This is a genomic window from Virgibacillus halodenitrificans JCM 12304 (assembly GCF_001310895.1).
Lineage (GTDB): Bacteria > Bacillota > Bacilli > Bacillales > Amphibacillaceae > Virgibacillus_Q > Virgibacillus_Q halodenitrificans.
This window is the reverse complement of record NZ_BAZS01000018.1, coordinates 1-23,251: the sequence shown is the minus strand read 5'-3', so window position 1 is coordinate 23,251 and position 23,251 is coordinate 1. Positions and strand designations below refer to the sequence as shown.

General features: G+C 37.2%; 22 protein-coding genes, 1 other RNA gene, 1 pseudogene and 2 riboswitches. Of the genes and pseudogenes, 9 read left to right on the top strand and 15 right to left on the bottom strand.

Going from position 1 to position 23,251, the window contains the following annotated elements; genetic code table 11:
* Nucleotides 1-69: 69 nt before the first annotated feature.
* The 12 genes from JCM12304_RS10660 to JCM12304_RS10610 form a co-directional block, all read right to left on the bottom strand.
* Nucleotides 70-1,371, bottom strand: a complete 1,302-nt coding sequence (locus JCM12304_RS10660; RefSeq protein WP_019377088.1) for a nucleobase:cation symporter-2 family protein — start codon at nt 1,369-1,371, stop codon at nt 70-72.
* A complete protein-coding gene (locus JCM12304_RS10655; RefSeq protein ID WP_060680300.1) occupies nt 1,368-1,952 on the bottom strand; it encodes a xanthine phosphoribosyltransferase in 585 nt (194 codons plus the stop codon). Before JCM12304_RS10655 ends, JCM12304_RS10660 begins: the two co-directional genes overlap by 4 nt.
* Before the next feature lie 233 nt (nt 1,953-2,185).
* Nucleotides 2,186-2,287: riboswitch (purine riboswitch) on the bottom strand.
* 64 nt (nt 2,288-2,351) lie between these two features.
* Nucleotides 2,352-2,735, bottom strand: coding sequence for a VOC family protein (locus JCM12304_RS10650; RefSeq protein ID WP_060680297.1), 384 nt, complete (start codon nt 2,733-2,735; stop codon nt 2,352-2,354).
* A gap of 276 nt (nt 2,736-3,011) precedes the next feature.
* Nucleotides 3,012-3,198: non-coding RNA, 6S RNA (gene ssrS / locus JCM12304_RS10645), on the bottom strand.
* 54 nt (nt 3,199-3,252) lie between these two features.
* Nucleotides 3,253-3,489, bottom strand: a complete 237-nt coding sequence (locus tag JCM12304_RS10640) for a sporulation protein (RefSeq protein ID WP_202395756.1) — start codon at nt 3,487-3,489, stop codon at nt 3,253-3,255.
* Nucleotides 3,490-3,513: 24 nt separating this feature from the next.
* The gene (gene sspL / locus JCM12304_RS19065; protein ID WP_077357364.1) at nt 3,514-3,654 is read right to left on the bottom strand and encodes a small, acid-soluble spore protein L; all 141 of its coding nucleotides are present in this window, start codon (nt 3,652-3,654) and stop codon (nt 3,514-3,516) included.
* A 128-nt stretch (nt 3,655-3,782) separates the two neighbouring features.
* Nucleotides 3,783-5,381, bottom strand: coding sequence for an acyl-CoA synthetase (locus JCM12304_RS10635; RefSeq protein ID WP_019377083.1), 1,599 nt, complete (start codon nt 5,379-5,381; stop codon nt 3,783-3,785).
* A gap of 220 nt (nt 5,382-5,601) precedes the next feature.
* Entirely contained in the window at nt 5,602-6,057 is a 456-nt protein-coding gene (locus JCM12304_RS10630) for an RDD family protein (RefSeq protein WP_060680295.1), read from the bottom strand.
* A 15-nt stretch (nt 6,058-6,072) separates the two neighbouring features.
* A complete protein-coding gene (gene sppA, locus JCM12304_RS10625) occupies nt 6,073-7,068 on the bottom strand; it encodes a signal peptide peptidase SppA (RefSeq protein WP_060680293.1) in 996 nt (331 codons plus the stop codon).
* 14 nt (nt 7,069-7,082) lie between these two features.
* Nucleotides 7,083-7,694, bottom strand: a complete 612-nt coding sequence (locus JCM12304_RS10620; RefSeq protein WP_060680291.1) for a 3'-5' exonuclease — start codon at nt 7,692-7,694, stop codon at nt 7,083-7,085.
* 44 nt (nt 7,695-7,738) lie between these two features.
* Nucleotides 7,739-8,164 carry an RDD family protein gene (locus tag JCM12304_RS10615; protein WP_019377079.1) on the bottom strand — a complete coding sequence of 142 codons (426 nt, stop codon included), beginning with the start codon at nt 8,162-8,164 and terminating at the stop codon, nt 7,739-7,741.
* A gap of 81 nt (nt 8,165-8,245) precedes the next feature.
* Nucleotides 8,246-8,944: a CBS domain-containing protein gene (locus JCM12304_RS10610; protein WP_060680288.1), complete on the bottom strand. Its 699-nt coding sequence runs from the start codon at nt 8,942-8,944 to the stop codon at nt 8,246-8,248.
* Between the two features lie 202 nt (nt 8,945-9,146).
* A riboswitch (SAM riboswitch) is annotated at nt 9,147-9,252 on the top strand.
* 87 nt (nt 9,253-9,339) lie between these two features.
* Between JCM12304_RS10610 and JCM12304_RS10605 the strand changes: the two genes are divergently transcribed.
* From JCM12304_RS10605 to serA, 6 genes are all read left to right on the top strand, one after another.
* On the top strand, nt 9,340-10,389 hold the full coding sequence (locus tag JCM12304_RS10605) for a homocysteine S-methyltransferase family protein (protein WP_060680286.1): 1,050 nt from the start codon (nt 9,340-9,342) through the stop codon (nt 10,387-10,389).
* A gap of 28 nt (nt 10,390-10,417) precedes the next feature.
* Nucleotides 10,418-11,179, top strand: coding sequence for a cyclase family protein (locus JCM12304_RS10600; protein ID WP_060680284.1), 762 nt, complete (start codon nt 10,418-10,420; stop codon nt 11,177-11,179).
* 44 nt (nt 11,180-11,223) lie between these two features.
* Nucleotides 11,224-12,327, top strand: coding sequence for a 5-methyltetrahydropteroyltriglutamate--homocysteine S-methyltransferase (locus JCM12304_RS10595; protein WP_019377075.1), 1,104 nt, complete (start codon nt 11,224-11,226; stop codon nt 12,325-12,327).
* A gap of 117 nt (nt 12,328-12,444) precedes the next feature.
* Entirely contained in the window at nt 12,445-12,873 is a 429-nt protein-coding gene (locus JCM12304_RS10590) for a general stress protein (RefSeq protein WP_019377074.1), read from the top strand.
* A gap of 270 nt (nt 12,874-13,143) precedes the next feature.
* Nucleotides 13,144-14,295, top strand: coding sequence for a pyridoxal-phosphate-dependent aminotransferase family protein (locus tag JCM12304_RS10585; RefSeq protein WP_060680282.1), 1,152 nt, complete (start codon nt 13,144-13,146; stop codon nt 14,293-14,295).
* A gap of 20 nt (nt 14,296-14,315) precedes the next feature.
* Nucleotides 14,316-15,902, top strand: a complete 1,587-nt coding sequence (serA, locus tag JCM12304_RS10580; protein WP_060680280.1) for a phosphoglycerate dehydrogenase — start codon at nt 14,316-14,318, stop codon at nt 15,900-15,902.
* 132 nt (nt 15,903-16,034) lie between these two features.
* Here the strand turns inward: serA and JCM12304_RS10575 are convergent, their stop codons facing one another.
* Nucleotides 16,035-16,811: an HAD family hydrolase gene (locus tag JCM12304_RS10575; protein ID WP_060680278.1), complete on the bottom strand. Its 777-nt coding sequence runs from the start codon at nt 16,809-16,811 to the stop codon at nt 16,035-16,037.
* 160 nt (nt 16,812-16,971) lie between these two features.
* Here JCM12304_RS10575 and JCM12304_RS10570 point away from each other — a divergent pair.
* From JCM12304_RS10570 to JCM12304_RS10560, 3 genes and pseudogenes are all read left to right on the top strand, one after another.
* A pseudogene (locus tag JCM12304_RS10570) lies at nt 16,972-18,068 on the top strand (branched-chain amino acid aminotransferase).
* Between the two features lie 169 nt (nt 18,069-18,237).
* Nucleotides 18,238-19,005 (top strand): NRDE family protein, encoded by a 768-nt coding sequence (locus JCM12304_RS10565; protein WP_060680276.1) that lies wholly within the window; start codon nt 18,238-18,240, stop codon nt 19,003-19,005.
* A gap of 15 nt (nt 19,006-19,020) precedes the next feature.
* The gene (locus tag JCM12304_RS10560; RefSeq protein ID WP_060680274.1) at nt 19,021-19,620 is read left to right on the top strand and encodes a class I SAM-dependent methyltransferase; all 600 of its coding nucleotides are present in this window, start codon (nt 19,021-19,023) and stop codon (nt 19,618-19,620) included.
* Nucleotides 19,621-19,686: 66 nt separating this feature from the next.
* Here JCM12304_RS10560 and JCM12304_RS10555 read toward each other — a convergent pair whose 3' ends face one another.
* The gene (locus JCM12304_RS10555; protein WP_060680272.1) at nt 19,687-21,048 is read right to left on the bottom strand and encodes an FAD-binding oxidoreductase; all 1,362 of its coding nucleotides are present in this window, start codon (nt 21,046-21,048) and stop codon (nt 19,687-19,689) included.
* A gap of 317 nt (nt 21,049-21,365) precedes the next feature.
* Nucleotides 21,366-23,021, bottom strand: coding sequence for a peptide ABC transporter substrate-binding protein (locus tag JCM12304_RS10550; RefSeq protein ID WP_060680269.1), 1,656 nt, complete (start codon nt 23,019-23,021; stop codon nt 21,366-21,368).
* Nucleotides 23,022-23,251 lie beyond the last annotated feature (230 nt).

Below are 23,251 nucleotides of genomic sequence, written 5' to 3'. Positions count from 1 at the left end.
GAACTACGGATTGTTTTTCATCTTTATACGCAAAAAAATACAGTGATCGCACTGTATTTTTTCACTTAATTATGCTTCTTGTTCTGTTAATGCTTGTGGTACAGTTTTGTTTGCTTCTTTTTTCTTTGGTTTCATATTAAATAATATATTTAAAGTAATGGCTGTAACACTTCCTGCAACAATTCCATTGCTTGTCAGTATTTGAACACTATTTGGAAAGTGAGAGAATAACTCAGGAACTACAGTTACACCAAGACCCATTCCCACCGAACAGGCAATTATCATAGAATTCTCTGATGAGTTTGCAATGACACTGCTTAGCATTTTAATTCCTTGAGAGACTACCATACCGAACATAGCAATCATAGCACCACCGAGAACCGCAGTAGGTATGATCGTGGTAAATGCAGCGATTTTAGGAATAAAACCAAGAAGAATTAGAATTACCCCAGCTACACCTACTACTTTACGGGATTTTACACCAGTTAGCTGAATTAACCCCACGTTTTGCGAGAAAGCTGTATATTGAAATGCATTAAATATACCACCAAGCAAAATTGCTAAACCTTCTGCACGGTATCCATTAGACAGATCTTTTTCCGTTAGTTTTTTTTCTGTAATATCACTGAGTGCAAAATAGACACCAGTAGATTCAACTAGGGAAACCATTGCTACAAGACACATGGTAATAATGGCCGACCATTCAAACGTAGGCATTCCAAAGTAAAATGGTTGGACCATATGGAAATAAGATGCGTCTGTTACTGCTTGAAAATCAACTTTACCCATAACAGCAGCAATAATGGTACCTGCAAGCAAACCAATTAAAATAGAAATAGAACGGATAAATCCTGTAGAAAAACGATACATAAGAATAATAAATAGTAATGTCCCAAATGACAAAGCAATATTGGAGAGAGAACCAAAATCACTTGCTCCTTGCCCTCCTCCCATATTATTAATTGCTACAGGGATAAGAGTGATTCCAATTATAGTGACAACTGAACCAGTAACAACCGGAGGGAAGAAACGTACAAGTTTGCCAAAATATTTGCTGATTAAAACAACAAATAGTCCTGAAACTAAAATGGAGCCATAGATTGCTGATATTCCGTATTCACCACCGATTGCAATCATCGGTCCAACTGCTGTAAAGGTACAACCGAGAACGACGGGGAGGCCTATACCAAAAAAGCGATTCTTAATTACTTGAAGTAATGTAGCAACACCACACATTAAAATATCTACAGCAACTAAATATGTTAGTTGCTCAGGATTTAAGCCAATTCCTCCCCCAACGATCAGGGGAACTAAAATAGCTCCTGCGTACATTGCGAGTACATGTTGTAATCCTAATGCTGTGGTTTTCATATTGTTTCTTCCTCCTCAAAAGTAACATTACCTTTGCTTAATGAAGCAATTTTTGCTAAAGATTCCAGACGAATTCCTTGCTCTTCTATAAGACTGCCACCTTCTTGAAAAGCTTTTTCAATAACGATGCCTACTCCCGCAATTTTTGCGCCTGCTTGCTTTACTAAATCAATTAAGCCGAGCGCAGCTTGTCCATTTGCAAGAAAATCGTCAATAACCAGTACGATATCCTCACTTGTAATAAAATCTGATGAGATAGAGATTTCACTTGTTTCCTGTTTTGTAAATGAGTAAACGCTCGCGGAATAGAGGTTTTCAACTAGGGTAAGCGATTTTCGTTTTCTCGCAAATATCACTGGCACATCCAATTGTAATCCTGTCATAACTGAAGGTGCTATACCAGAAGATTCAAGTGTTAATATTTTAGTAATACCAGCATCTTGAAATAGCGTTGCAAACTCTTTACCAATTTCTTGCATTAATTGAGGATCAATCTGATGATTTAAAAATCGGTCCACCTTTAAGACGGTATCTGATAACGCCTTACCTTCGTTTACTATCTTTTGCTTTAAAAGTTCCATTTTATTTTCCTCCAAGATTACAGATAAAGTGTTTATATTCGAAATGCTGTTTAGTGAATTATAGTGGTAGCAAAATCATGAAGCTTAGAAAAATTGACACCAATATTTTCCTTCAAAACAAAAAAAGCTTGAAGAGATACTGACTGCATTCCAACTATGAGCAGAACAATATCCTTCAAGCTTTATAAAAAATGCTGAAAGAAATGAAGGAATATACTAAATATAGTATATACCAACACTGGATTATTTCTCATAGTCGGTTCATTTACGGTAAACCGGTAGAAACTTGCAGGCCATATCCCCGCGATTATATGATGTTAATATTCAATTAATGTAACTAGTATAGCATGTGAGGTGTCAGTTACAACCCCTCATAAAAATTTAATAATTTTCTAACTTTTATCCTTGTTCACTACTTACCCATTCCAAAAACTCAATTCTGTTCCCAAAGGGGTCATTTACATAGAAACGCGAAGCTCCAGGCAAACGATCATCAGTAATAACTTCTATGCCTTGATCAGTTAAATGTTTTTTCAAACTTTCTAATTGATGCACTTGAATAGCAGGATGAGCTTTTGTTGCTGGTCTAAATGGGTCCTCAATTCCAATGTGGATATGAACATCACCTGCTTGAAACCAAACACCCCCATTTTTCTTTAATAACGGTGGCTTTTCAAGCTCGGTAAACCCTAGTTTTTTAATATAAAATTCCTTTGCTTTTTCTTCTCCACCCTTTGGAGCAGCTAATTGAACATGGTCAATTTTATTGTACTGAAAATCCATTACCATCCCCCCTCCCTTAAATATATCGTGACTTGTGAGGAAAATCTAATACTGAAAACAAATCAATTTTATAAATATTTACTTATTTAAATCAGGAAGTTGATATTTGTAACTAATCCTTTTATAAGTTTCATCAAATTAGGTCGGGATTTTATATTATTTTCTAATCAATGGGTGCCATATTTATTTCAGTATCACTTTCACAAAAAAACAATTTCCAAAATATGAAAAAGCCAGCTCCCAATAAGGAAACTGGCTTTGATTATTTGTATAAGTATACAAGCCACTATTGCCGTATCTTAAATAAAAAGTTTTAAACCACCACTTCACCAAGTGGGTGTTTGCAGAAACCTTCCTGTCTTCCGTTACATAATGACGGCGCGACATTAGTGCTTCAATGTAAAACTCCCTATTATCTAATTAGAGGTTAAAACTTAATTGAATACGTACATTGCAGCTTGTAAATTTATAATACACCTATACACAAAAAAATTCAATGGAAATTATATACTTGCTACTAAAAAAGTAACTCATACACTTCAGTTAATTCTTTTACACGCTGATCATGTTCAACGCTTTTTGCGTAATAAAGTTCATTCTCAAGGACATCATTTAGGTAAGTCATTTCTTCTTCATCCAGTGCTTTTACAAACATTACTTCATTGGAATAAATCTTTTCATCGAGTTTTTGGAAGATCTGTTGACACATTTCATTTTCTGAGTAATTTGCCAAAGATTCTCTTAAATAGTTCAATGTGTAGTCGATTATTCCCACCTCTTAAATCTTTGTATTTTTCTTTTTTGCTCGCTGTTCCAGTTGAGATTTTGGCCGTTGATCTGCATCATCTTCTGTTAGGCCCTGTGGGTTAACACTGGATTGCACCTGCTTATTACTATAATTATTTCTTTTCTTACTCAATCAAACCACCTCCATCAATAGTCTTTGAAAATTCCCAAGAAACTATTCAAGCAAATGGGGTGGCTCAAAATTTTGATTAGTAGACCTTGAACAGTGAATTTTATTAGAAATACTCCCAGTTAAATAAATTAATTTCCCGAGTTTTCGTATCGATCTCTTAACGATCTTTTCAATACTTTTCCACTTGGGTTTTTTGGTAATTCATCAGCGAATTCTACATTTTTAGGAACTTTAAATGACGATAATTTCTCACGACAAAATGTAATAACTGCTTGCTTCGTTAGCTTCGCATCTTTTTTAGGTACAATAATTGCCGTCACCGCTTCAACCCAATATGCGTCAGGTATACTGATGACCGCAACCTCAGAAACACCCTCCAATTGATATATCGTTTCCTCGACTTCTCTGCTCGAAACATTGACTCCACCTGTGTTAATCATATCTTTTTTACGGTCAACGATGGTAATATACCCTTCTTCATCCATTGTTCCAAGGTCACCACTATGAAACCATCCGTTACGAAACGCTTCAGCTGTTTTTTCAGGGTCATGTAAGTAGCCCTTCATGGCGTGAGGTGTACGATGCACAATTTCTCCTACATCTCCTCTAGCAACTTCTATTCCCTTTTCATCCACAATTTTGGTTTGCACATGTAACGTCGCCACACCCGCTGAACCGAGTTTACGAAGCTGGTCTTCTGGTTGCAATGCAGTAGCAAGAGGGGCTACTTCTGTCTGCCCATAAAAATTCCAAAATTTTGCGTTTGGAAGTCTTTCTGCAAGCTCCTTCAAAATCTCTCTCGGCATTATAGCTGCACCATAATAACATTTTTCCAATGTAGATAGATTCCTTTTATCAAAATCGGGATGTCGCAGCAAAGCAATCCATACAGTTGGCGGACAAAACAGCTGTGTAGCTCCCTCTTCTTCAATAGTTTTTAAAATAACTTCTGGCGTTGCCGCGCCTAGAATTATTCCACTTGAGCCAATATAAACGCTCGGCCCTAAAAACACATGAAGCTGGGCACTATGATATAAGGGTAGTGCATGGATTGCGATATCCCTCGCCTCCATCTTTCCATCAAAAATACAACTTACATATTCGCTTATTATACTTTTATGAGTAAGCATAACTCCCTTAGGCCGAGACTCTGTTCCACTTGTGTAAAGAACCTGCGCTAAATCATCATCCTCAATCACAACATCTACAAAGTCTGAAGACTGTTGAGTACTTATTACAGATAACGGTGTCCATGCAGATAAATTATTATTATCCGGTTCCTTCATATCCATCAAATAACGATGGGCTATATTCAGCCCTTCTGCAGATTGATCAAGTACTGAAGCATACTCTTCCGAAGCAATTAATCCTGTAACCTCTGCATGTTCGAGAATGTACGTAATATCTTCTTTTGTCAGCATGTAATTAATAGGTATCATTACAGCACCAATTCTTGCTAAAGCAAAAATACTAATTACAAAATCAAGACTATTTCTGGACATAACCGTAATCATGTCCCCTTTTTTCATTCCTGCTTCTATAAAAGCTCTTGCCGTTTGATTAACACGGTTATCTAAATCTTTATATGTTAATCGGAGATTGTTGTAAGCGATTGCAAATTTATCTGGAGTACGTTCTCTTGTCCTTGCAAGCAGATCCCCTAACGTGTTCCTTCTAACCCGTTGCAGCAGCTGATCAAGTTCATTGTGAATCGTTGTATTCTTCAATACATCCACTCCTCATTATTTTTGATGCTCACACAGGCGCAATATTCTAATTTTTATAATATTTCAGTTATTAGATAAAATCAAGTATCTATACAAATTTCTACAAATGAAAGTTAACACAAAAATATAAAACTCGATTTGTCTCAGGCGCCCATATATTATTGTTAATATTCAAAACAAAAGGCAGTCTTCGCAGACTACCTTTATTTGGTCTTATTTATTATTCAATAATTACTCTTGTATTTCCAATTCTGTCATGCACTCCCTGCTTTTCAGGAGAAAATGCTACGACAATATAAAGCAAAAACGTGAAAAAGAATACACGATGCAGAAACCTTCCGACTACCTCTCTAAATAAAAGATCACTCCATAAGAGCTGTTTTTGATCCTCTCGTACGACTTTGAGACCAAAGATCATTTTTCCCAATGTTTGGTTATAAAATTTGGTCATCAACAAGAAATAAAGATAAAAAATCAGCGAACCTAAAATACCTGTCACTGTCCAAAATCCAATATCAAAGGGAGCTCCTTCAAAAAACTTGAATGGACTAAGCAGGATGCCAGTCACACTAAAAATAATGAGAAGATCTGCCAGATATGCCCAGAAACGCATCCAAAAACCAGCATATCTAACAACTGGTTGATCAGTCAAAGAGAATTCGTTTGCCTCTTCCATTACGACTGCACCTCCTTATTCCGAATATAAATACATTGCTCTTGGCCCATTGGATTGTCTTAGGAATTCCTGTATTCCGAAAAGATCTTTTTCTGTACCAAGCATATTTTGCATTGTTCCACTTAAGAGTTGGTTAAAAGGTAAACCTTTTTCATATTCAATAACAGACGCTTTACCAAGTTGATTGTCTTTTTTCATCAAAGCAATCGTGTCGTCCAATGTCCCCAAATCATCCACGAGATTAATCTCTTTCGCTTGGGATCCTGTATAAACACGACCGTCTCCAATTTCCCTTACCCTCTGTTCTTTCATTTCTCTACCTTCCACTATAACGTCAACAAAGTCACCATATAAGTCATCGATCATAGTTTGAAGAATGTCACGCTCATCGTCTGTCATTTTTCTACTGGAAGACATGATGTCCTTGTATTTCCCACTTTTAATTGTATTGAAATTAATCCCATGTTCTTCCGCAAATTCAGCAAAGTTAAAACTTTCCATAATAACACCGATAGAACCGGTTAATGTAGCAGGATGAGCGACAATCTTATCAGCAGGAGCCGAGATATAATAGCCCCCAGAAGCAGCTGTATTTCCCATTGATACATACACAGGCTTTTGATATGTATTTTGAATATCTACGATTTTATCGTGGATTTCAGCACTTTCTACAACACCACCGCCAGGGGAATTAACCCGGATAATGATTCCTTTTACGGACGAATCCTCTCCTGCTTGGTCTAGCGTATCCAGAAAGCGCTTGTGATTATATACGTTCGCATTTATTAGAGAACCTCCGGAAGCATCCTGAATCACACCTTCTAAATGCAGGACAGCTATTTTCTTATCTACTGCTCCTTCTTCTATTACTGTTTCAGATAGTTGATTATCTTCAAAATTAAACATTTGATCAAAATTGGCTGTCGCAACACTTGTAGATAACTGCACGACAATGGATATAACAAACAATCCTATCGCAATAACAAGTGCAAACCATCTTTTGTTATTCATTTATAAACCTCCTTTTATAAATATAGCCTTCTTTTTTTCTTTGATGAAATAGATTTAGGTGCAACATATCCTCTTTCGTAAATCTTCCCTTTTCTCATTTGGCATATTTTTAAGAAACTATCAAACGAATCAGCTTTTCGTTCATCAAGTGCCTTCATAAAAACTTTGGCAGCTACACGAGCGTCTTCTAGTGCGTGGTGATGTTCAAAGTTAATCTTATGATGGCTAGCTAGTGTATTCAGTTTATGATTTTGTAAGTGTGGCCAGATTTTTTTAGAAATATTCACTGTACAAAGGTATTCCATTTCTGGATATGGCAGTTGAAAATAATCTAATGTATTTCGAATTACACTCATATCAAAACTTGCATTATGTGCAATAACCAAATTGTTGGATAAGTAATTATTTAATTGTGGCCACAATTCAGCAAATGTCGGTGCTTCTTGAACATCATTTTCAGTTATCCCATGAATACCAATATTAAATCCGCTAAAAGACATCATAGGATTAATCAAACTATAAAATTCATCAATTATTTTGTGTTCATTAGCAACTACTAGACCTACTGCGCAAGGACTGTGTCGCTTCTCATTAGCTGTTTCAAAATCTATGGATACGAAATTCATATAATAGCTGTCCCCCATTATAAATATTTACACTGGTATCTGAATTATTTATTTCTGTACACTACCCTCGTGCCACAAATGACATCATGTAGAGCTTTTTTATTTTCCGTAAAACCTGCAACAATAAAGCCAAGCATAAACGGAATAGCCGAGAGAATATAAGAAAAATATCTTCCAACAGATTTCAATATACTAATTTGTGTCATATCTTTATTTAAGACTTGTATTTTACAAACCATCTTTCCAGGAGAACCACGAAACTTGCTTGCCGTAAATATTATAATGAATACTACGGAGTATAATAGACTTGATATCCCTTCCGATATGGAGTCCTCCGAGCTTCCTCCTTGGAAGAATGTCTGATCACCTATAATGACCGCGATAATTAGTGCCATTAAGGAAATAATAATTCCATCAACAAAATTTGCTAAAAACCGTATCCAAAATCCTGCTGGTTTATAATTGTCCATGTTGTGCCTCCTTGCATTTTTCATTTACTTTTCTATACGATAAGAGAAGAAAAAGGTTTCCATTTTTCTTCCACTTCAGATTTATGGAATTTCAAGAATATCAGAGGTAGTGATAATCCCTGCTAGTTTTTCTTCCTGCGATCCATTTCTAGTTATTAACAAAGCTTCAAGCCGTTTTCCCTTTGATGCATATTCCTTGTAGAGTTCAACTGCTGCATAGATGGAGGTTGAAGCTGAAATAAATAGCACATTATCTTTTTCTTCGAATGGGAGCACATCCTTCAATAAAATATCGTTGAAAGAGAAACTACCCTCTCCATTATTTTCTGCAAGCCAATTTGTAATTCCTTTCTGTGTAAGTAAACCCATAAACGTTTGATTAGCGTATACTGGAAATTTGGTATGCCCTTTCTCATGAATGATGTGTAGCATATCTGCTAAAGAATCCTGTTCATCAAAATAATGTACTTTCTTGTTGAATAAGGGAATAACTTTTTTTGGATGTGCAAGCTCTTCTTGGATTGTTTCTATTTTATCAACGATCGAATCATGTGGTTCTGCTATTGCATGGGTAAGCTCCACTTTATTATGTACAATTGCGTTTCGCAGTTCAGCAAATTCCAATAGGTCCTCGCTGTAACGTTTTACCAAAGAATTGGAATTCCTCAGTATTTTAACCATTTTAGAAAATCCTAAATCTTTTTTGTTAATCATCATGGACCTTAACTCTTTTTCAATTCGATTAAATGCTGTTAAAAATTTCTCTGAGTTTTTGAACATTCGATAATCTCCTGCTTATTAATTTAGTATTCCTAGTATTATTTTAAACTATTATGCGGGTGCATGAAAGAAACTACTATATATAATAGATTTTTGTTAATTGAATATCGTTTAGTGAAAGATATGAATTTTCAATTATCCACTTGACAATCCATTCTTGCTCCTGTATGTTATTACTTAATATCAAATTGAATAGTTAGAATTCTTATCCAGAGAGGTGGAGGGACTGGCCCTTTGAAGCCTCGGCAACAGACTTAGCAAAGTACTGTGCCAATTCCAGAAGCATATTACATGCTTGAAGATAAGAGGAGAAACAATATTTTGGTGACAACAGCCTCTTCTTATTTTTAGAAGGGGCTTTTTCTGTTCACATAATAAAAAGAGGAGGAAACAAAATGAAAAGAAGTTTAGAACAACGTCTACAAGATGGGACAGTCATTGCTGGTGAAGGTTACTTATTTGAACTGGAAAGAAGAGGGTATTTACAGGCTGGCTCTTTTGTTCCGGAAGTCGCCTTGGACCACCCAGAAGCTTTAAAACAGGCTTATCGCGACTATATGAATGCAGGTTCTGACATTGTCTTGGCATTTACATACAATGCCCACCGAGAAAAGATGCGAATTATCGGTAAGGAAGATTTACTGGAACCATTAAACAGAAATGCAATCCGTCTTGCTAAAGAAGTAGCCAAGGAGCATCCAATCGAAGAAGCGCTGGTAGGAGGAAATATCTCCAATACAAACTTATTTGACCAGAATGACCTTGAATCAAAAGAAAAGGTTCGGGAAATATTTGCAGAAATGGTTCAATGGTGCAAAGAAGAAGGTGTAGATTTCGTTAACGGGGAAACTTTCTACTATTATGAAGAAGCTCTGATTGCTTTAGAGGAAATTAAAAAGCAAGGCTTGCCTGCTGTTATTACATTCGGTTTAATGGGCGAAAACATTCTCCGTGATGGGTATACCGTAGAAGAAGCATGCCGACTTCTTTCCGAAAAAGGGGCATTGGTTGTAGGAATGAACTGTTTCCGTGGGCCACACACTATGCAACCATATATAGTTGATATCAGAAAAAATGTAGATGGCTATGTTGGAGCATTGCCAATTCCATACCGTACTTCAGAAGAACATCCAACCTTTTTTAACTTGCCAGATGGGGGCTGTAGCTGTCATTTGCCTTTAGAGACCACATTCCCAACAGCTTTAGATCCACTTTATCATAACCGTTATGAGTTGGCAGAATGGGCGAAGGAAGCAAACGATCTGGGCGTTAATTATATTGGCTTATGTTGTGGTGCATCTCCGGCAATGCTTCGAGCTGTTGCAGAAGCAGTCGGTGTTGAAACCATTAACTCCAAATACTCACCTGATATGGAAAAGCACTTTTTGTTTGGCAAAGACAAAACATTAAAGCAGCATAATTTAAGTTATCGTTTAAAAGCTTAATAAACTTTCAATTAAAGAGGTGATTGTAATGACAAATGAGTTAGTACACCAAGAAAAAAACGAATTATTGCAAGCAATTGATTTATTGAAACAAAAGCAATGGATAGACTTAACTCACACTTTCGGACCGAATTCCCCTCATTTCGCTGGGTTTGATGGTGCGGAATTTAAAACATTATTTGATCACAGCGACGGATTTTTTGCTCAACAATTTAGCTTTGCAGGTCAGTATGGAACACATATAGATGCTCCAATCCACTTCGTACCTAATTCGCGTTATGTTGATGAATTGGATTTAAAGGAACTTGTCCTACCATTAATCGTAATTAATAAATCAAAAGAAGCCCAACTAGATCCTAATTTCACTTTATGTGTTCAAGATATTCTCGACTTTGAAGCGGAGCATGGGGAAATAGAATCCGATGTATTTGTAGCTTTACGAACAGATTGGAGTAAACGTTGGCCAGATCAACTAGCTTTTGACAATAAAGGAGAAGATGGTAATAACCGCACACCTGGATGGGGACTAGATGCTCTAAAATTTTTATTTACGGAAAGAAAGATAAAAGCCATTGGACATGAGACATTCGATACTGATTCTGCTATCGATTTTAAAAAACGAGGAAAACTGGCTGGTGAATATTACGTACTTGATCAAGACACGTTCCAAGTAGAATTATTAACGAATCTCGACCAACTCCCTCCCACTGGAGCAGCAATTTTAAATTTTGTACCGAAAGTAGAAGGAGCTTCTGGATTCCCAGTACGATCTTTTGCGATTCTGCCTTAGAAATAGGTTACAAAAAAGACAAATGAAGAAAGAAGGATTAGATGATGACTGTTACATTGACGAAAGCACCATTTAAAGCCGACCATGTTGGAAGTTTATTGCGGCCAGATACATTGCACAAAGCAAGAAATGATTTCAAAGAAAGTACTATTACCGCTAGTCAGCTCCGAGAAATAGAAACAGCTGAAATTAAAAGAATAGTAGATAAACAGATTGAAATAGGTCTTGAAGTAGTAACGGATGGAGAATTCAGACGTTCCTGGTGGCACTTGGATTTCTTGGAGCATTTAGATGGAATAGAAGGATTTGTACCGGAGTCAGGCTACCATTTTCAGGGGGAAGAAACAGAACGATACAATATACGAAATACAGGCAAAATAGCTTTCAACCCAGATCATCCGTTTATTCAGGATTTTATTGAATTTAACAACATTGTAGACGGGCGTGCGACAGCAAAACAGACCATTCCAAGTCCAAACCAACTATTCCACGCTGGTATTCGTAACCCTGAGGTTTATCCTGATGTAGAAACATATGCTGATGACATTATTAAAGCATATCAAGATGCCGTGGCAGCATTCTATAAAGCTGGAGTACGGTATCTTCAATTCGATGATGTTTATATTGCTGGACTAAACGTGGATGACCTCTTCGCATATGAGCCAGATTATTCAAGAGAACAATTAATAGAATTGGCACTACGCGTTGTCAATAGTGTATTGGAAGCAAAACCTGCTGATCTTGCCATTACCACCCACCTTTGTCGGGGTAACTATAAATCGACATGGGCATTTGAAGGTAGTTATGCACAGATAGCTCCTACTTTATTTGCAAAAGAAGAAGTAAATGGCTTCTTTCTTGAATACGATGATGATCGATCTGGCAACTTTCAGCCATTAGCACATATTCCCAATGGGGGAGCACAGGTTGTAATTGGTGCAGTCACCTCCAAGTTTGGAAATCTAGAGGAAAAAGAAGCAATCAAGGCAAGAATAACGGATGCTGCTAAATACGTTCCCTTAGAACAGATTTGCTTAAGTCCACAATGTGGATTTGCTTCCACCCATCACGGTAATAAACTAACGGAAGAACAGCAATGGGAAAAATTAAAACTTATCGTTGAGGTTGCTAAAGAAATTTGGAACTAGTAAATTTTTATTCTTTTCCAAAAATAGATTCTATTTTTATGATCTCCCATGTTTTAAACCTCTTAGTGCTGGGAAGTTACTTATATAGGTAGTTTTTCTTATAAAAGGAGGTTGCATATGGGTAAGGAAGTCTTTGGTCCTTTCCAAGCAAATGATGAAGTAATCAGACTTGTAAGCAACTTAGAATTAAAAGGCTATAAATCTGAAAACATTACTGTATTCGCCAACTCTGATGACTTCGAAGAGCTAGACAAAAGAACAGATGTATCTGTTGAAAGTAGTGTGACTGATGAGGAAGAACCTACTTTCATGGACAAAGTAAAACGTGTCTTCTCAAATGATGCGGGAACACATCCGCACTTACACGACCGCCTGTTAAATTCGGCTGTAACAGATAAACAAGCCAAGGAATATGTGGATGCAATTGAAGATGGTGGCGTACTTGTAATTGCAAATAATGATTTAAAAATGGGGCATGATGCCACGAATGAACCAATGGTAAATAATACAAATATGAGTGAATCTGCTATTAAAAGAGACTATTAATGAAATGGTGAACATAAAATTGTTCACCTTTTTTATTGTTCAAAAAAGTACTTAAAGTGTAAAACCCCTTCTCCTACTACTGATTTGCCTTTCCTACAGCTTTTAAAAATCTCCCTATCTTAAAAACAAATTCTAAATTTCATATATTTTATTGACATTATATTTATTTCTGCTATGATTTTAAATATTTACACAACATAATGATTAACAAACTTTTTAAGGTTAAAAGTCTAATAATGTTCGGATTTCAAAAAGGAGTCGATAATAAGTATGCTTGCAGAACAAACAATTTTAAGAATACCAGGACCCACACCTATTCCCCCCTCTGTGAATCGGGCAATGAACCAACCAATGATTGGGCACAGGGATCAGGAAACCAAATCTCTCTTAGAAAGCATCAAGCATAGATTAAAGCCAATATTTGGTACGAAGCAAGAAATAATGGTACTTGCAGGAAGTGGAACTGCAGGTTTAGAAACAGCTGTAGTAAATACCGTACAGCCCGGGGATGAGGTATTAGTTATTATTACTGGAGCATTTGGGGAGAGGTTTGCCAAAATCTGTCAAGAGTATAATATTACTACTCATCTACACGATGTCCGTTGGGGTAATGCGGCAGAAGCTCAAGCAGTTTCTGAATTACTAAAAAAACATCCTTCCATCAAAGCAGTGTTCGCAACATATTGTGAAACCTCCACGGGAGTATTAAATCCGGTTAAAGATATAGCCGAAACAGTACATACTAATTCAGATGCGTTGTTTATTGTGGATGGTGTATCATGTGTTGGTGCAGTGGAAACCAAAATGGACGAATGGGGCATTGACGTTCTCGTAACAGGATCTCAAAAAGCAATGATGCTGCCACCCGGGCTTACATTTATTGCTGCAAGTAACAGGGCGTGGAAAGTAATAGAAAAGAATAAACAACCCCGTTTTTATTTTAACCTGCAAAAATACCGGGATAATCTAGAGAATAATTCTACACCATTTACTCCAGCAGTGTCTCTATTATTCGGTTTAGAGCAAGTGCTGCAACTATTGGAGAGTGAAACGTTAGAAAAGGTATATCAGAGACATCAAGTAATGATGAATATGACAAGAGCAGCATTTAAAGCAATGAATATTCCGCTTTTAACAAGCGACCCAGCCGCCTCCCCTACAGTTACGGCCATAAAACCAGAGGATTTCAATCCAGAGGATCTTAGAAATATAATTAAGCAGGATTTCAAAATGACTGTAGCCGGTGGCCAGCAGCATCTAAAAGGAGAAATTTTTCGCGTTGGTCATATGGGTTACTGCTCACCTGCAGACGTGCTTCAATCCATTAGTTTAATAGAAATCGGCATTAAAAAGATAGGAAAAGATATTACATTAGGTCGAGGAATTCAGGCCGCACAAGAAGTGTACATTCAACAACTATAAATTCAGGAGGTTATTTATAAATGGCACATAAAGTCTTGATCACCGATCCACTTAGCGAAGAAGGTATCCATCCACTCCTCCAGTCAGAGGATTTTACAGCAGACATTGCTACAGACCTGACACCTGAAGAGTTGAAAATCCGAATTACTGGTTATGATGCATTATTGGTAAGGAGCCAAACACAGGTCACTCGCGATTTAATTGAGAAAGCAGTAAATTTAAAAATCATTGGGCGTGCTGGAGTCGGCGTTGACAATATTGATCTGGAGGCAGCTACGGAAAATGGGATAATCGTAGTAAATGCACCAAATGGTAATACGAATTCGGCTGCTGAGCATACAATGGCGATGCTGATGGCATTGGCGAGAAATATTCCACAAGCCTATTTATCTCTCAAAAACCAACAATGGGATCGTAAAAAGTATGTTGGGACCGAATTAAAAAATAAAACGTTAGGTGTCATTGGTCTAGGTAGAATTGGCGCTGAGGTTGCTTATCGAGCCAAAGGCCAGCGAATGAATGTAATGGCATATGATCCATTTTTAACAGAGGAGAAAGCAGAAGCTATGGGGCTGGACTATGGATCTGTTCAAGATGTTCTTAAAGCTGCAGATTTCATTACTATTCACACACCATTGTTAAAAGAAACCAGGCATTTACTTAATAAAGAAGCTTTCGAAATAATGAAAGATGGTGTTCAAATCGTGAATTGTGCTCGTGGTGGGATTATAGATGAGGAAGCCTTGTATGATGCAGTTCTTTCAGGAAAAGTGGCAGGCGCAGCACTAGATGTTTTTGAAGAAGAGCCTTTTTATGATAACAAACTTCTCGATTTACCAGAAGTTATTGCTACACCACACCTTGGTGCGAGCACGGTAGAGGCACAGGAGAATGTTGCCATTGATGTATGTGCAGATGTCATGCATTTTCTTGTATCTGGCGCTGTAAACAATCCTGTAAATCTTCCATCCGTCCCAAGCGACATATTAAGTAAAATCAGGCCTTATTTTGAGCTGGCGGAAAAGCTTGGCACCTTCCTTATCTATTTAACTGATGAAGTGCCTGAGGAAATTAATGTTACCTATTCCGGGGAAGTGTCAGCAGGAGAAATAGCTCCAATCACAAGAAATGCAATTAAAGGAATACTAAAACGCCACCTTGGTGACCATGTAAATGATGTAAATGCAATGTTCCTTGCTGATAAAAAAGGAATTAATGTAAATGAAAGTAAAACATCAAAAGCGAGAGGCTTTGCTAACCTTCTGACTTTAGAAGTGAAAACGAAGTCAGGAGTACGAAGGGTTTCTGGCACACTATTAAACGGCTTAGGGCCACGTATTGTTAAGGTTGATAATTATAGTGTTGATGTCACTCCACAGGGCCATATTGTCGTAATTCATCACCAAGATCAACCAGGCGTTATTGGTAGAATGGGAAGCTTGTTGGCAGAACATCAGATTAATATCGCTACAATGCAAGTGGATCGTTCTGATATGGGTGGCGATGCCATTATGATGTTAACGGTTGATAAACATTTGGAGGATGCAGAGATCAATGCCCTAAAAAACCTTGAAGAAATAAAGGAAGTAATGGCAGTAGATTTATAGATACGAAGGACTGCTGGATTTCAGTGTTGCAAACAATAAAGCCGGACGAACCCGAAAATTAGTACTATCTTTCGAGTGCGTCCGGCTTTTACTTTATTCAATAACTTTTAGACTTTGAATCTTAGTGGGGTTCTATAGCAACTTATGAATTTCCCGTAAGCTACTTATTTCATATGTAGGAACAATCTCATTATTCTTTTCCTTCCCATTACGATTAACCCATACAGAGTCGATCCCGGCCTTTGATGCCCCTAATATATCTGTATGTAAATTATCTCCAACCATCATGACTTCCTCCTTACTTAACTTGAGAAGGTCCAGTACGTGATTAAATATACTTACATCTGGTTTCCCCCTTCCAAAAGCACCAGAAATAACAATATGTTCAAAATACGATTGCAGTTCAGGTGTAATATCCAATTTTGTAAATTGTAGTTCTGGAGAACCGTTGGTTAGTAATACAAGAGGATAATTATTTTTTAACTCATCAAGCACTTCAAACGTTTCCTCATAAACATACGGATGTCTTTTTCTCATTTCGGGGAATGTGTTAGCCAGTTCTTTACCAAATGCAACATCATTTACACCGATGTCCTTTAGACCCAACGTCCAAGCATCCTTTTTATATTGAGGCACTATTTCTCTTAATCTTTTGAAGTCCTTGCCTTCATCATTAAAATTCCCCCAAAGTCCTTCAAATGGGTTAATTCCTATCTCTTTAGTAAATGCATACGTGTCATAACCTGCATATAATTGTCTGGCTCGCTCCCTCACTTTTTCCTCTAACAGCTCAGGGTCAACACCATATCTTTCACGAACCACCTCACAGGTAGCTTTAAATGCTTCTTTTACACTCTTTGCATCCCACAATAGAGTGTCATCCAAATCAAATATAATAGCTTTTTTCATTATCTGTATTCCCCCTTTTCAATTCATAATTACGTCAAATTATACTACAATTCAGTAGACATTTTAATTAATTCTAAAAAACTGAAAATTTAGGGTTGCGTTTATATTGAATATAGCTTATTATTAGTATTAAAATTTTTAACAACAAGGGGACAGTGACATGGAAGAATGGACAGTAGAAGTAGAGCATTGTAAATCACCAAAAGAAAAGCCGAAAACCGAGGAATTGGAGTTTGGGAGGATTTTCACAGATCATATGCTAGTGATCGATTACACGGAACCGGTAGGATGGCATGATGCCCGCATTATACCTTATCAGCCATTGACCATCGATCCATCTGCCATGGTATTTCACTATGCCAGTCGGTATTTGAAGGTTTAAAAGCTTATTATACACCGGATGGCGATATCCAATTATTTCGCCCGGAAAAAAACCTGGAACGTATGAATCGTTCGAATGATCGTCTTTGTATTCCACAAATTGATGAGTCGCACGTGTTGAAAGCAATTAAGCAGCTTGTTCATATGGAAAAAGACTGGGTACCAACTGCTGAAGGAACTTCTCTTTACATTCGTCCATTCATTATATCAACAGAACCTTTTATTGGCGTAGCACCGGCACACCATTATAAACTAATCGTCATCTTATCACCTGTAGGCGCCTACTACAAGGAAGGAATAAATCCTGTAAAAATTGCAGTCGAAAACACCTTTGTCCGCGCAGTTAAAGGGGGCACCGGAGAAGCAAAGACCGGTGGGAATTACGCCTCCAGCTTAAAAGCTCAAGAATTATGTGCAAAACAGGGCTTCACCCAGGTTTTATGGTTGGATGGAGTAGAAAAAAAATATATTGAAGAAGTTGGCAGTATGAACGTTTTCTTTAAAATCGATGGCGAGATTGTAACCCCTTCGTTAAACGGAAGTATATTGGAAGGTGTTACACGAAATTCTGTCATCCAACTATTAAAGCATTGGCAATTACCTGTAACGGAAAAAAGAATCTCCATGGAAGAATTATATCAAGCTCACATGGATGGTACTTTAGAGGAAGCATTCGGCACAGGTACGGCAGCTGTTATCTCTCCTATTGGACAATTAAGCTGGGAAGGTAAGGATTTGCATATTAACAACGGTAAAACAGGCAAAGTAGCTAAGGCCCTTTATGAAACATTAACCGGCATTCAATATGGAAAAGAAAAGGATCCATTTAACTGGATCGAAAAAGTTACTGAAACAGAAACAATACCAGTGAAATAGTTTGTTATATAGGACGATCGTATTTTGCGATCGTCCTTTTGTGTTTATAAGAACAAATAGATTAGAGCAAAAACTTTCTCATTGTAATTTGTTTGATGATATACTTTTACTAAGCAAACTTCCTGGGGCATACCATGAAGAAATATACTGTAAGTAGAGGTGGGCCTCTATGTGCCTAATTAATTTGCACTTTCAGCAACACGCAAATTATAAATTAATCGTAGCTGCAAACAGAGATGAATTTTATGACAGACCGACAAAACAAGCACATTTTTGGGATGACAAACCTTTTATATTGGCAGGAAGGGATCTTCGACAAATGGGGACCTGGATGGGAATTACAAAAAATGGACGTTTTGCCGCATTAACCAATTACCGAGATCCAAGTCAAGCTGAAACCGGAAAACGATCCCGTGGAAGCATTGTTACAAATTTTCTATCTGGTAATGTCAAACCAATAGAATATCTTTCTTCCTTACAAAAAGACAAAGATAACTTTGCTGGATTTAATGTCATTCTAGGCAGTAGTGATTCTCTCTATTACTATAGCAACCAAGAAAATAAAATCAGACCCATAAATGATGGCACACATAGTTTGAGTAATCATTTGCTCAATAGCCCATGGCCAAAAGTTACGAAAGGCAGAGGTAAATTAAAAGAATATGTACAAACACATCCAGAAATGATTCACGATGACCTGCTTCAGCTTGTGGCAGATGCCGAAATGGCAGAAGATCATGCATTGCCTGATACTGGTGTAGGACTTAAATTAGAACGTTACTTATCGCCTTTATTTATTAAGGCCGATGGCTACGGTACTCGAGCTTCTACAATATTAACAATAGATATAAATAAAATGGTACATTTTACGGAGCGTACGTATGAAGGTGGAATAGCAAAAAACGAAGTAAGTTACCATTTCAAAATCAACTCATAAAGAGGGGAAGAAAAAATGTCAAAGAAACATTGGAATGATCAATTTTCAGAGGCTTATTATATTTATGGTGAAGATCCAAATGCGTTCATAAAAGAAAACAGCAATCGAATCCCCTCTCATTCTAGCATTGGGTGTTTTGCGGAGGGCGAGGGAAGGAATGCAGTATACCTTGCCGGGTTAGGACACGAAGTCACTGTATACGACCAGGCAGAAGAAGGATTAAATAAAGCGAGACGGCTTGCCGATAGAAATAATGTCACTATAGAAACAAAAGCAATAGACTTGGTACAGGAAAAAGTAGCTCAAAACCAATATGATGCAGCCATTCTTGTTTTTGGACATGTACCAAAAAATGGCCAAGAGAACTTTTTCACTAATATATTTAATTCTGTTAAACCTGGTGGTTATATTTTGTTTGAGGTTTATTCAGAAGATCAATTCCAATATAAGACTGGCGGGCCACCAACAATTGAAAACCTTTATGATCCGGCCTCTATTTTAAATTGGATAAAGGAATATAAATGTTTACATTTCTACTACGGAGAAGCAGTTAGAAACGAAGGAAGTAAACATACGGGATTATGCCATGTTATTCAAGGAATTGTTCAAAAGTAAAAAATGTATATTCAAAAAAGAGTCTGTCACTAAAATTGTTTTTTGAGACAGACTCTTTTATATACTTTAACCTAATACCTTACCTGGATTTAATATATTTTCCGGATCAAGGGCAGCTTTAATTTTACGCATAACTAATAATGCATCTCCATGTTCCTTTTCCTGATACTTTTGCTTACCAACTCCAACGCCGTGTTCACCTGTACATGTTCCTCCCCTTGCAAGTGCATAGGAAACGATATGTTCATTAACCTGATTTGCCTTCTCTATATCCTTTGGGTTATTTACATCTACCATGAGGAGGATATGATAATTTCCATCGCCAACATGACCAACGATTCCGCCAATAAGTCCGGACGCTTCAACTGCTTGTCTTGCATCCTTTACCGCTCCAGCAAGTTCAGAAATTGGTAAACAGACATCTGTCACCATTTGCTTTTTACCTGGATTCCCGTGCAAATATGCATAAGCGGCATTATGTCTTGCTTCCCATAATTGATTTCTGGCTGCGGTATCTGCTTCAAAAGCCATCTCTTCACAGTTGAAATCAGTAAGTATCTCTTTGGTAAACGAGACATCTTGGTTTAAGCCTGCCTCATTTCCATGAAACTCAAGAAAAAGTGTTGGTACTTCTTTATAATTCGTATCACTAAAAGAATTAATTTGTTTCATAGATTGCTCATCTACTAACTCTACTCTGGCTACTGGTACACCAGCTTGTAAAATTCCAATTACAGCATTAACTGCATCTGCAACTGTTTTAAAGGATGCTCTTCCAGCCATAATTTCTTCTGGAATTCCGTGAACTTTTAATGTTAATTCTGTTATACATCCTAATGTACCTTCAGAACCTACAAACAAGCTATTCAAATGATAGCCTGAAGAAGACTTAGCAGCCATATTTCCAGTATGTATTACCATTCCGTCAGCTAGAACAACTTCTAAATCTCGAACTTGATCACGCATAATACCATATTTTACTGAGGTCGTTCCACTCGCATTCGTGGCAGCCATTCCTCCCAGAGTTGCGTCTGCTCCTGGGTCAACAGTGAAAAACAAGCCATATTTCTTTAGTTCTTTTTCAAGCTGTGTCCGTGTAACTCCTGGTTGCACTTTTACTAAGAAATCATCTGCTCTTACTTCTAAAATTTTATTCATTAATGAAAAATCTATTGTTATTCCTCGTTCATACGGAATCACATTTCCTTCTAAACTTGTACCGAGTCCATAAGGTACAACTGGAATGTTGAGCTCTGCAGCCACTTGCATCACCTTACTTACTTCCTCTGCACTATTTGGAAATACTACGACATCCGGTGTTTGTGGTGTATGATAAGATTCATCGGAACTATGCTGTTCCAGTACGTTCTCGTTTATTGTTACTCTGTCTGCTGGTATAAATTCTTTTAAAGCATTAAGAAGTTCCATTGTCGTTCCCCCTTCATAAAAGCAATCTCTAAGTCATTTTATCAGACAATTACGTATTTTTGAAGAAAGAGCACACCTCAACTTCTCTATGATAGACATTCACTCTCGATTTCGCGCTCCCAATGTACGTCATCTACTCCATGATAGACATTCACTCTCGATTTCCTGCTCCCAATGTCCGTCATCTACTCCATGATAGACATTCACTCTCGATTTCCTGCTCCCAATGTCCGTCATCCTCCCCACCACATTCTCACAAAAAAAAGATTATCCCTAAAGCATTGCTTTTGATAATCTTTTACCTTGCTTTATACTATTTATTCCATGCTTGCCCACTTATATTCATACTTTGCTCCAAATGCATTATTAATTACTCCCGTCAGCTCAGGAGAAATTAATTGAGCTCTTGCTTTCTGGAATAATGGTGCAATTACTGCATCATCGAATAATACCTTTTCAGCTTCAAGAGAAGCTTCAAATCGTTCTACTGGTTTTTGTGCTAAATCTCCTACAGTACTCTGAACGAGCTGGTCATATTCTTCACTTGAATAACCAGTTTCGTTATTTCCGCCGTCCGTTAACCATAGATTCAACCAACCGTAAGGATCAAGATAATCTGCACCCCATGCAGAAATCGCAATATCGTAATCCATATTTGTAGTTAAATCAAGACGTTGTTCGAAAGGTACTTGCTTTAAAGTAACAGTGAGACCTGGCAAATTCGTTTGCAATTGGTTTGCAATATATTCATTCATTACTTTAGATGTTTCACTATCTCCACTTAAAAATTCAAGCTCAACTTTATCTTGACCTATTTCTTCGAGACCTTTTTCCCAATATTTCTTAGCTTCATCCTTGCTAAATGTCACCATATCACCATTAATATCCCGGAAGTCTTCTCCAGTTTCAGGGTGAGCAGCAAAATCCTGAGGCACTGCTCCATTGGAGACAAGTGAGCCATTATTTAAAATTTCATCCACTAACGCTTGCTTGTCAACTGCACGACTCAAAGCTTTACGGATATTCTCATTCTTAAGTGCTTCTGACTTAGTCTGGTTAAATTTAATAAAAGTCATGCTAGATTCGGTAATCGTATTAAAATCGTCTCTAGTCGAATAAAGATCTACAAGATCAGAAGAAAGATCTGCACGATCAATTTCACCTTTTTCATATAAATCAACAAGTGTTTGTGGGTTCTTAACTACATCATAAGTTATTTCCTCAAGTTGTACTGTATCTGCATCCCAATAATCAGGGTTCTTTACAAGCTTCCATTTATTAGCAGTACTTTCCCAATCTTTTAAGATAAATGGCCCATTTGATAATAACGTATCCGTAGAAGTTGCATAGTCTTTCCCTTGTTCTTCAACAAACTTCTGGTTCAGAGGTAAAAATGTACCAAACGTAGTTAAAGACTCAAAATAAGGCGTAGGTTTCTCCAAGGTAACTTCCAAAGTATAGTCATCTAGTGCTTTAATACCTAGATCATCTACTTTTTTATCTCCACTGCTTATCGCAGAAGCATTTTTAATTACACCACTCATCATGTATGGTCCATATTCAGAACCGGTGTCCGGGTTAACCGCACGTTGCCATGCATATACAAAGTCATTAGCTGTAACAGGGTCACCATTAGACCACACAGCATCTTCACGAAGATTAAATGTCCAAGTTAACGCATCTTCACTTACTTCATGATTAGTAGCAATTCCTTCTTTAATCTCTCCATTTTCCCCCAAACGGTATAAGCCATCTGTGGTACTGCTTAAGAATTGAAAGGCATACTCATCTGTAGCCATCGATGCATCCATCGTTGGAATTGTATCTCCATTTGTTAAGTGTAAGACCTGCTCGTTATTTCCTTCAGCAGAATCTCCTGCATTATCCTCATTATCATCGCCACCACACGCAGCCATTATGCTAAGCAATAGTGCTGCCACTAACAACAGTGATAATTTTCTGAATGATTTCATGTTGTATTCCCTCCTGTTTATGTAATCCCTGATGAAAAAGTCACAAAAACCATTATACTCTTTTCCTGATTAATTTGCACTAGTTTTCAAAAAATATGTCGAAATCTGTAACTTATTATTCATACTATTTTTATAGATAATGACTTATTTATTTCTTAGACAATGCTTGAACATGTTTTTTGAAGACATAAAAAATAGCCAGCCTCGTCAACTGACTATTTTCATTTATT

Coding starts and splice junctions, on each gene's coding strand:
- JCM12304_RS10660 (WP_019377088.1), bottom strand. CDS start 1,371: ATGAAAACCACAGCATTAGGATTACAACATGTACTCGCAATGTACGCA.
- JCM12304_RS10655 (WP_060680300.1), bottom strand. CDS start 1,952: ATGGAACTTTTAAAGCAAAAGATAGTAAACGAAGGTAAGGCGTTATCA.
- JCM12304_RS10650 (WP_060680297.1), bottom strand. CDS start 2,735: ATGGATTTTCAGTACAATAAAATTGACCATGTTCAATTAGCTGCTCCA.
- JCM12304_RS10630 (WP_060680295.1), bottom strand. CDS start 6,057: ATGGAAGAGGCAAACGAATTCTCTTTGACTGATCAACCAGTTGTTAGA.
- sppA (WP_060680293.1), bottom strand. CDS start 7,068: ATGAATAACAAAAGATGGTTTGCACTTGTTATTGCGATAGGATTGTTT.
- JCM12304_RS10620 (WP_060680291.1), bottom strand. CDS start 7,694: ATGAATTTCGTATCCATAGATTTTGAAACAGCTAATGAGAAGCGACAC.
- JCM12304_RS10615 (WP_019377079.1), bottom strand. CDS start 8,164: ATGGACAATTATAAACCAGCAGGATTTTGGATACGGTTTTTAGCAAAT.
- JCM12304_RS10610 (WP_060680288.1), bottom strand. CDS start 8,944: ATGTTCAAAAACTCAGAGAAATTTTTAACAGCATTTAATCGAATTGAA.
- JCM12304_RS10605 (WP_060680286.1), top strand. CDS start 9,340: ATGAAAAGAAGTTTAGAACAACGTCTACAAGATGGGACAGTCATTGCT.
- JCM12304_RS10600 (WP_060680284.1), top strand. CDS start 10,418: ATGACAAATGAGTTAGTACACCAAGAAAAAAACGAATTATTGCAAGCA.
- JCM12304_RS10595 (WP_019377075.1), top strand. CDS start 11,224: ATGACTGTTACATTGACGAAAGCACCATTTAAAGCCGACCATGTTGGA.
- JCM12304_RS10590 (WP_019377074.1), top strand. CDS start 12,445: ATGGGTAAGGAAGTCTTTGGTCCTTTCCAAGCAAATGATGAAGTAATC.
- JCM12304_RS10585 (WP_060680282.1), top strand. CDS start 13,144: ATGCTTGCAGAACAAACAATTTTAAGAATACCAGGACCCACACCTATT.
- serA (WP_060680280.1), top strand. CDS start 14,316: ATGGCACATAAAGTCTTGATCACCGATCCACTTAGCGAAGAAGGTATC.
- JCM12304_RS10575 (WP_060680278.1), bottom strand. CDS start 16,811: ATGAAAAAAGCTATTATATTTGATTTGGATGACACTCTATTGTGGGAT.
- JCM12304_RS10565 (WP_060680276.1), top strand. CDS start 18,238: ATGTGCCTAATTAATTTGCACTTTCAGCAACACGCAAATTATAAATTA.
- JCM12304_RS10560 (WP_060680274.1), top strand. CDS start 19,021: ATGTCAAAGAAACATTGGAATGATCAATTTTCAGAGGCTTATTATATT.
- JCM12304_RS10555 (WP_060680272.1), bottom strand. CDS start 21,048: ATGGAACTTCTTAATGCTTTAAAAGAATTTATACCAGCAGACAGAGTA.
- JCM12304_RS10550 (WP_060680269.1), bottom strand. CDS start 23,021: ATGAAATCATTCAGAAAATTATCACTGTTGTTAGTGGCAGCACTATTG.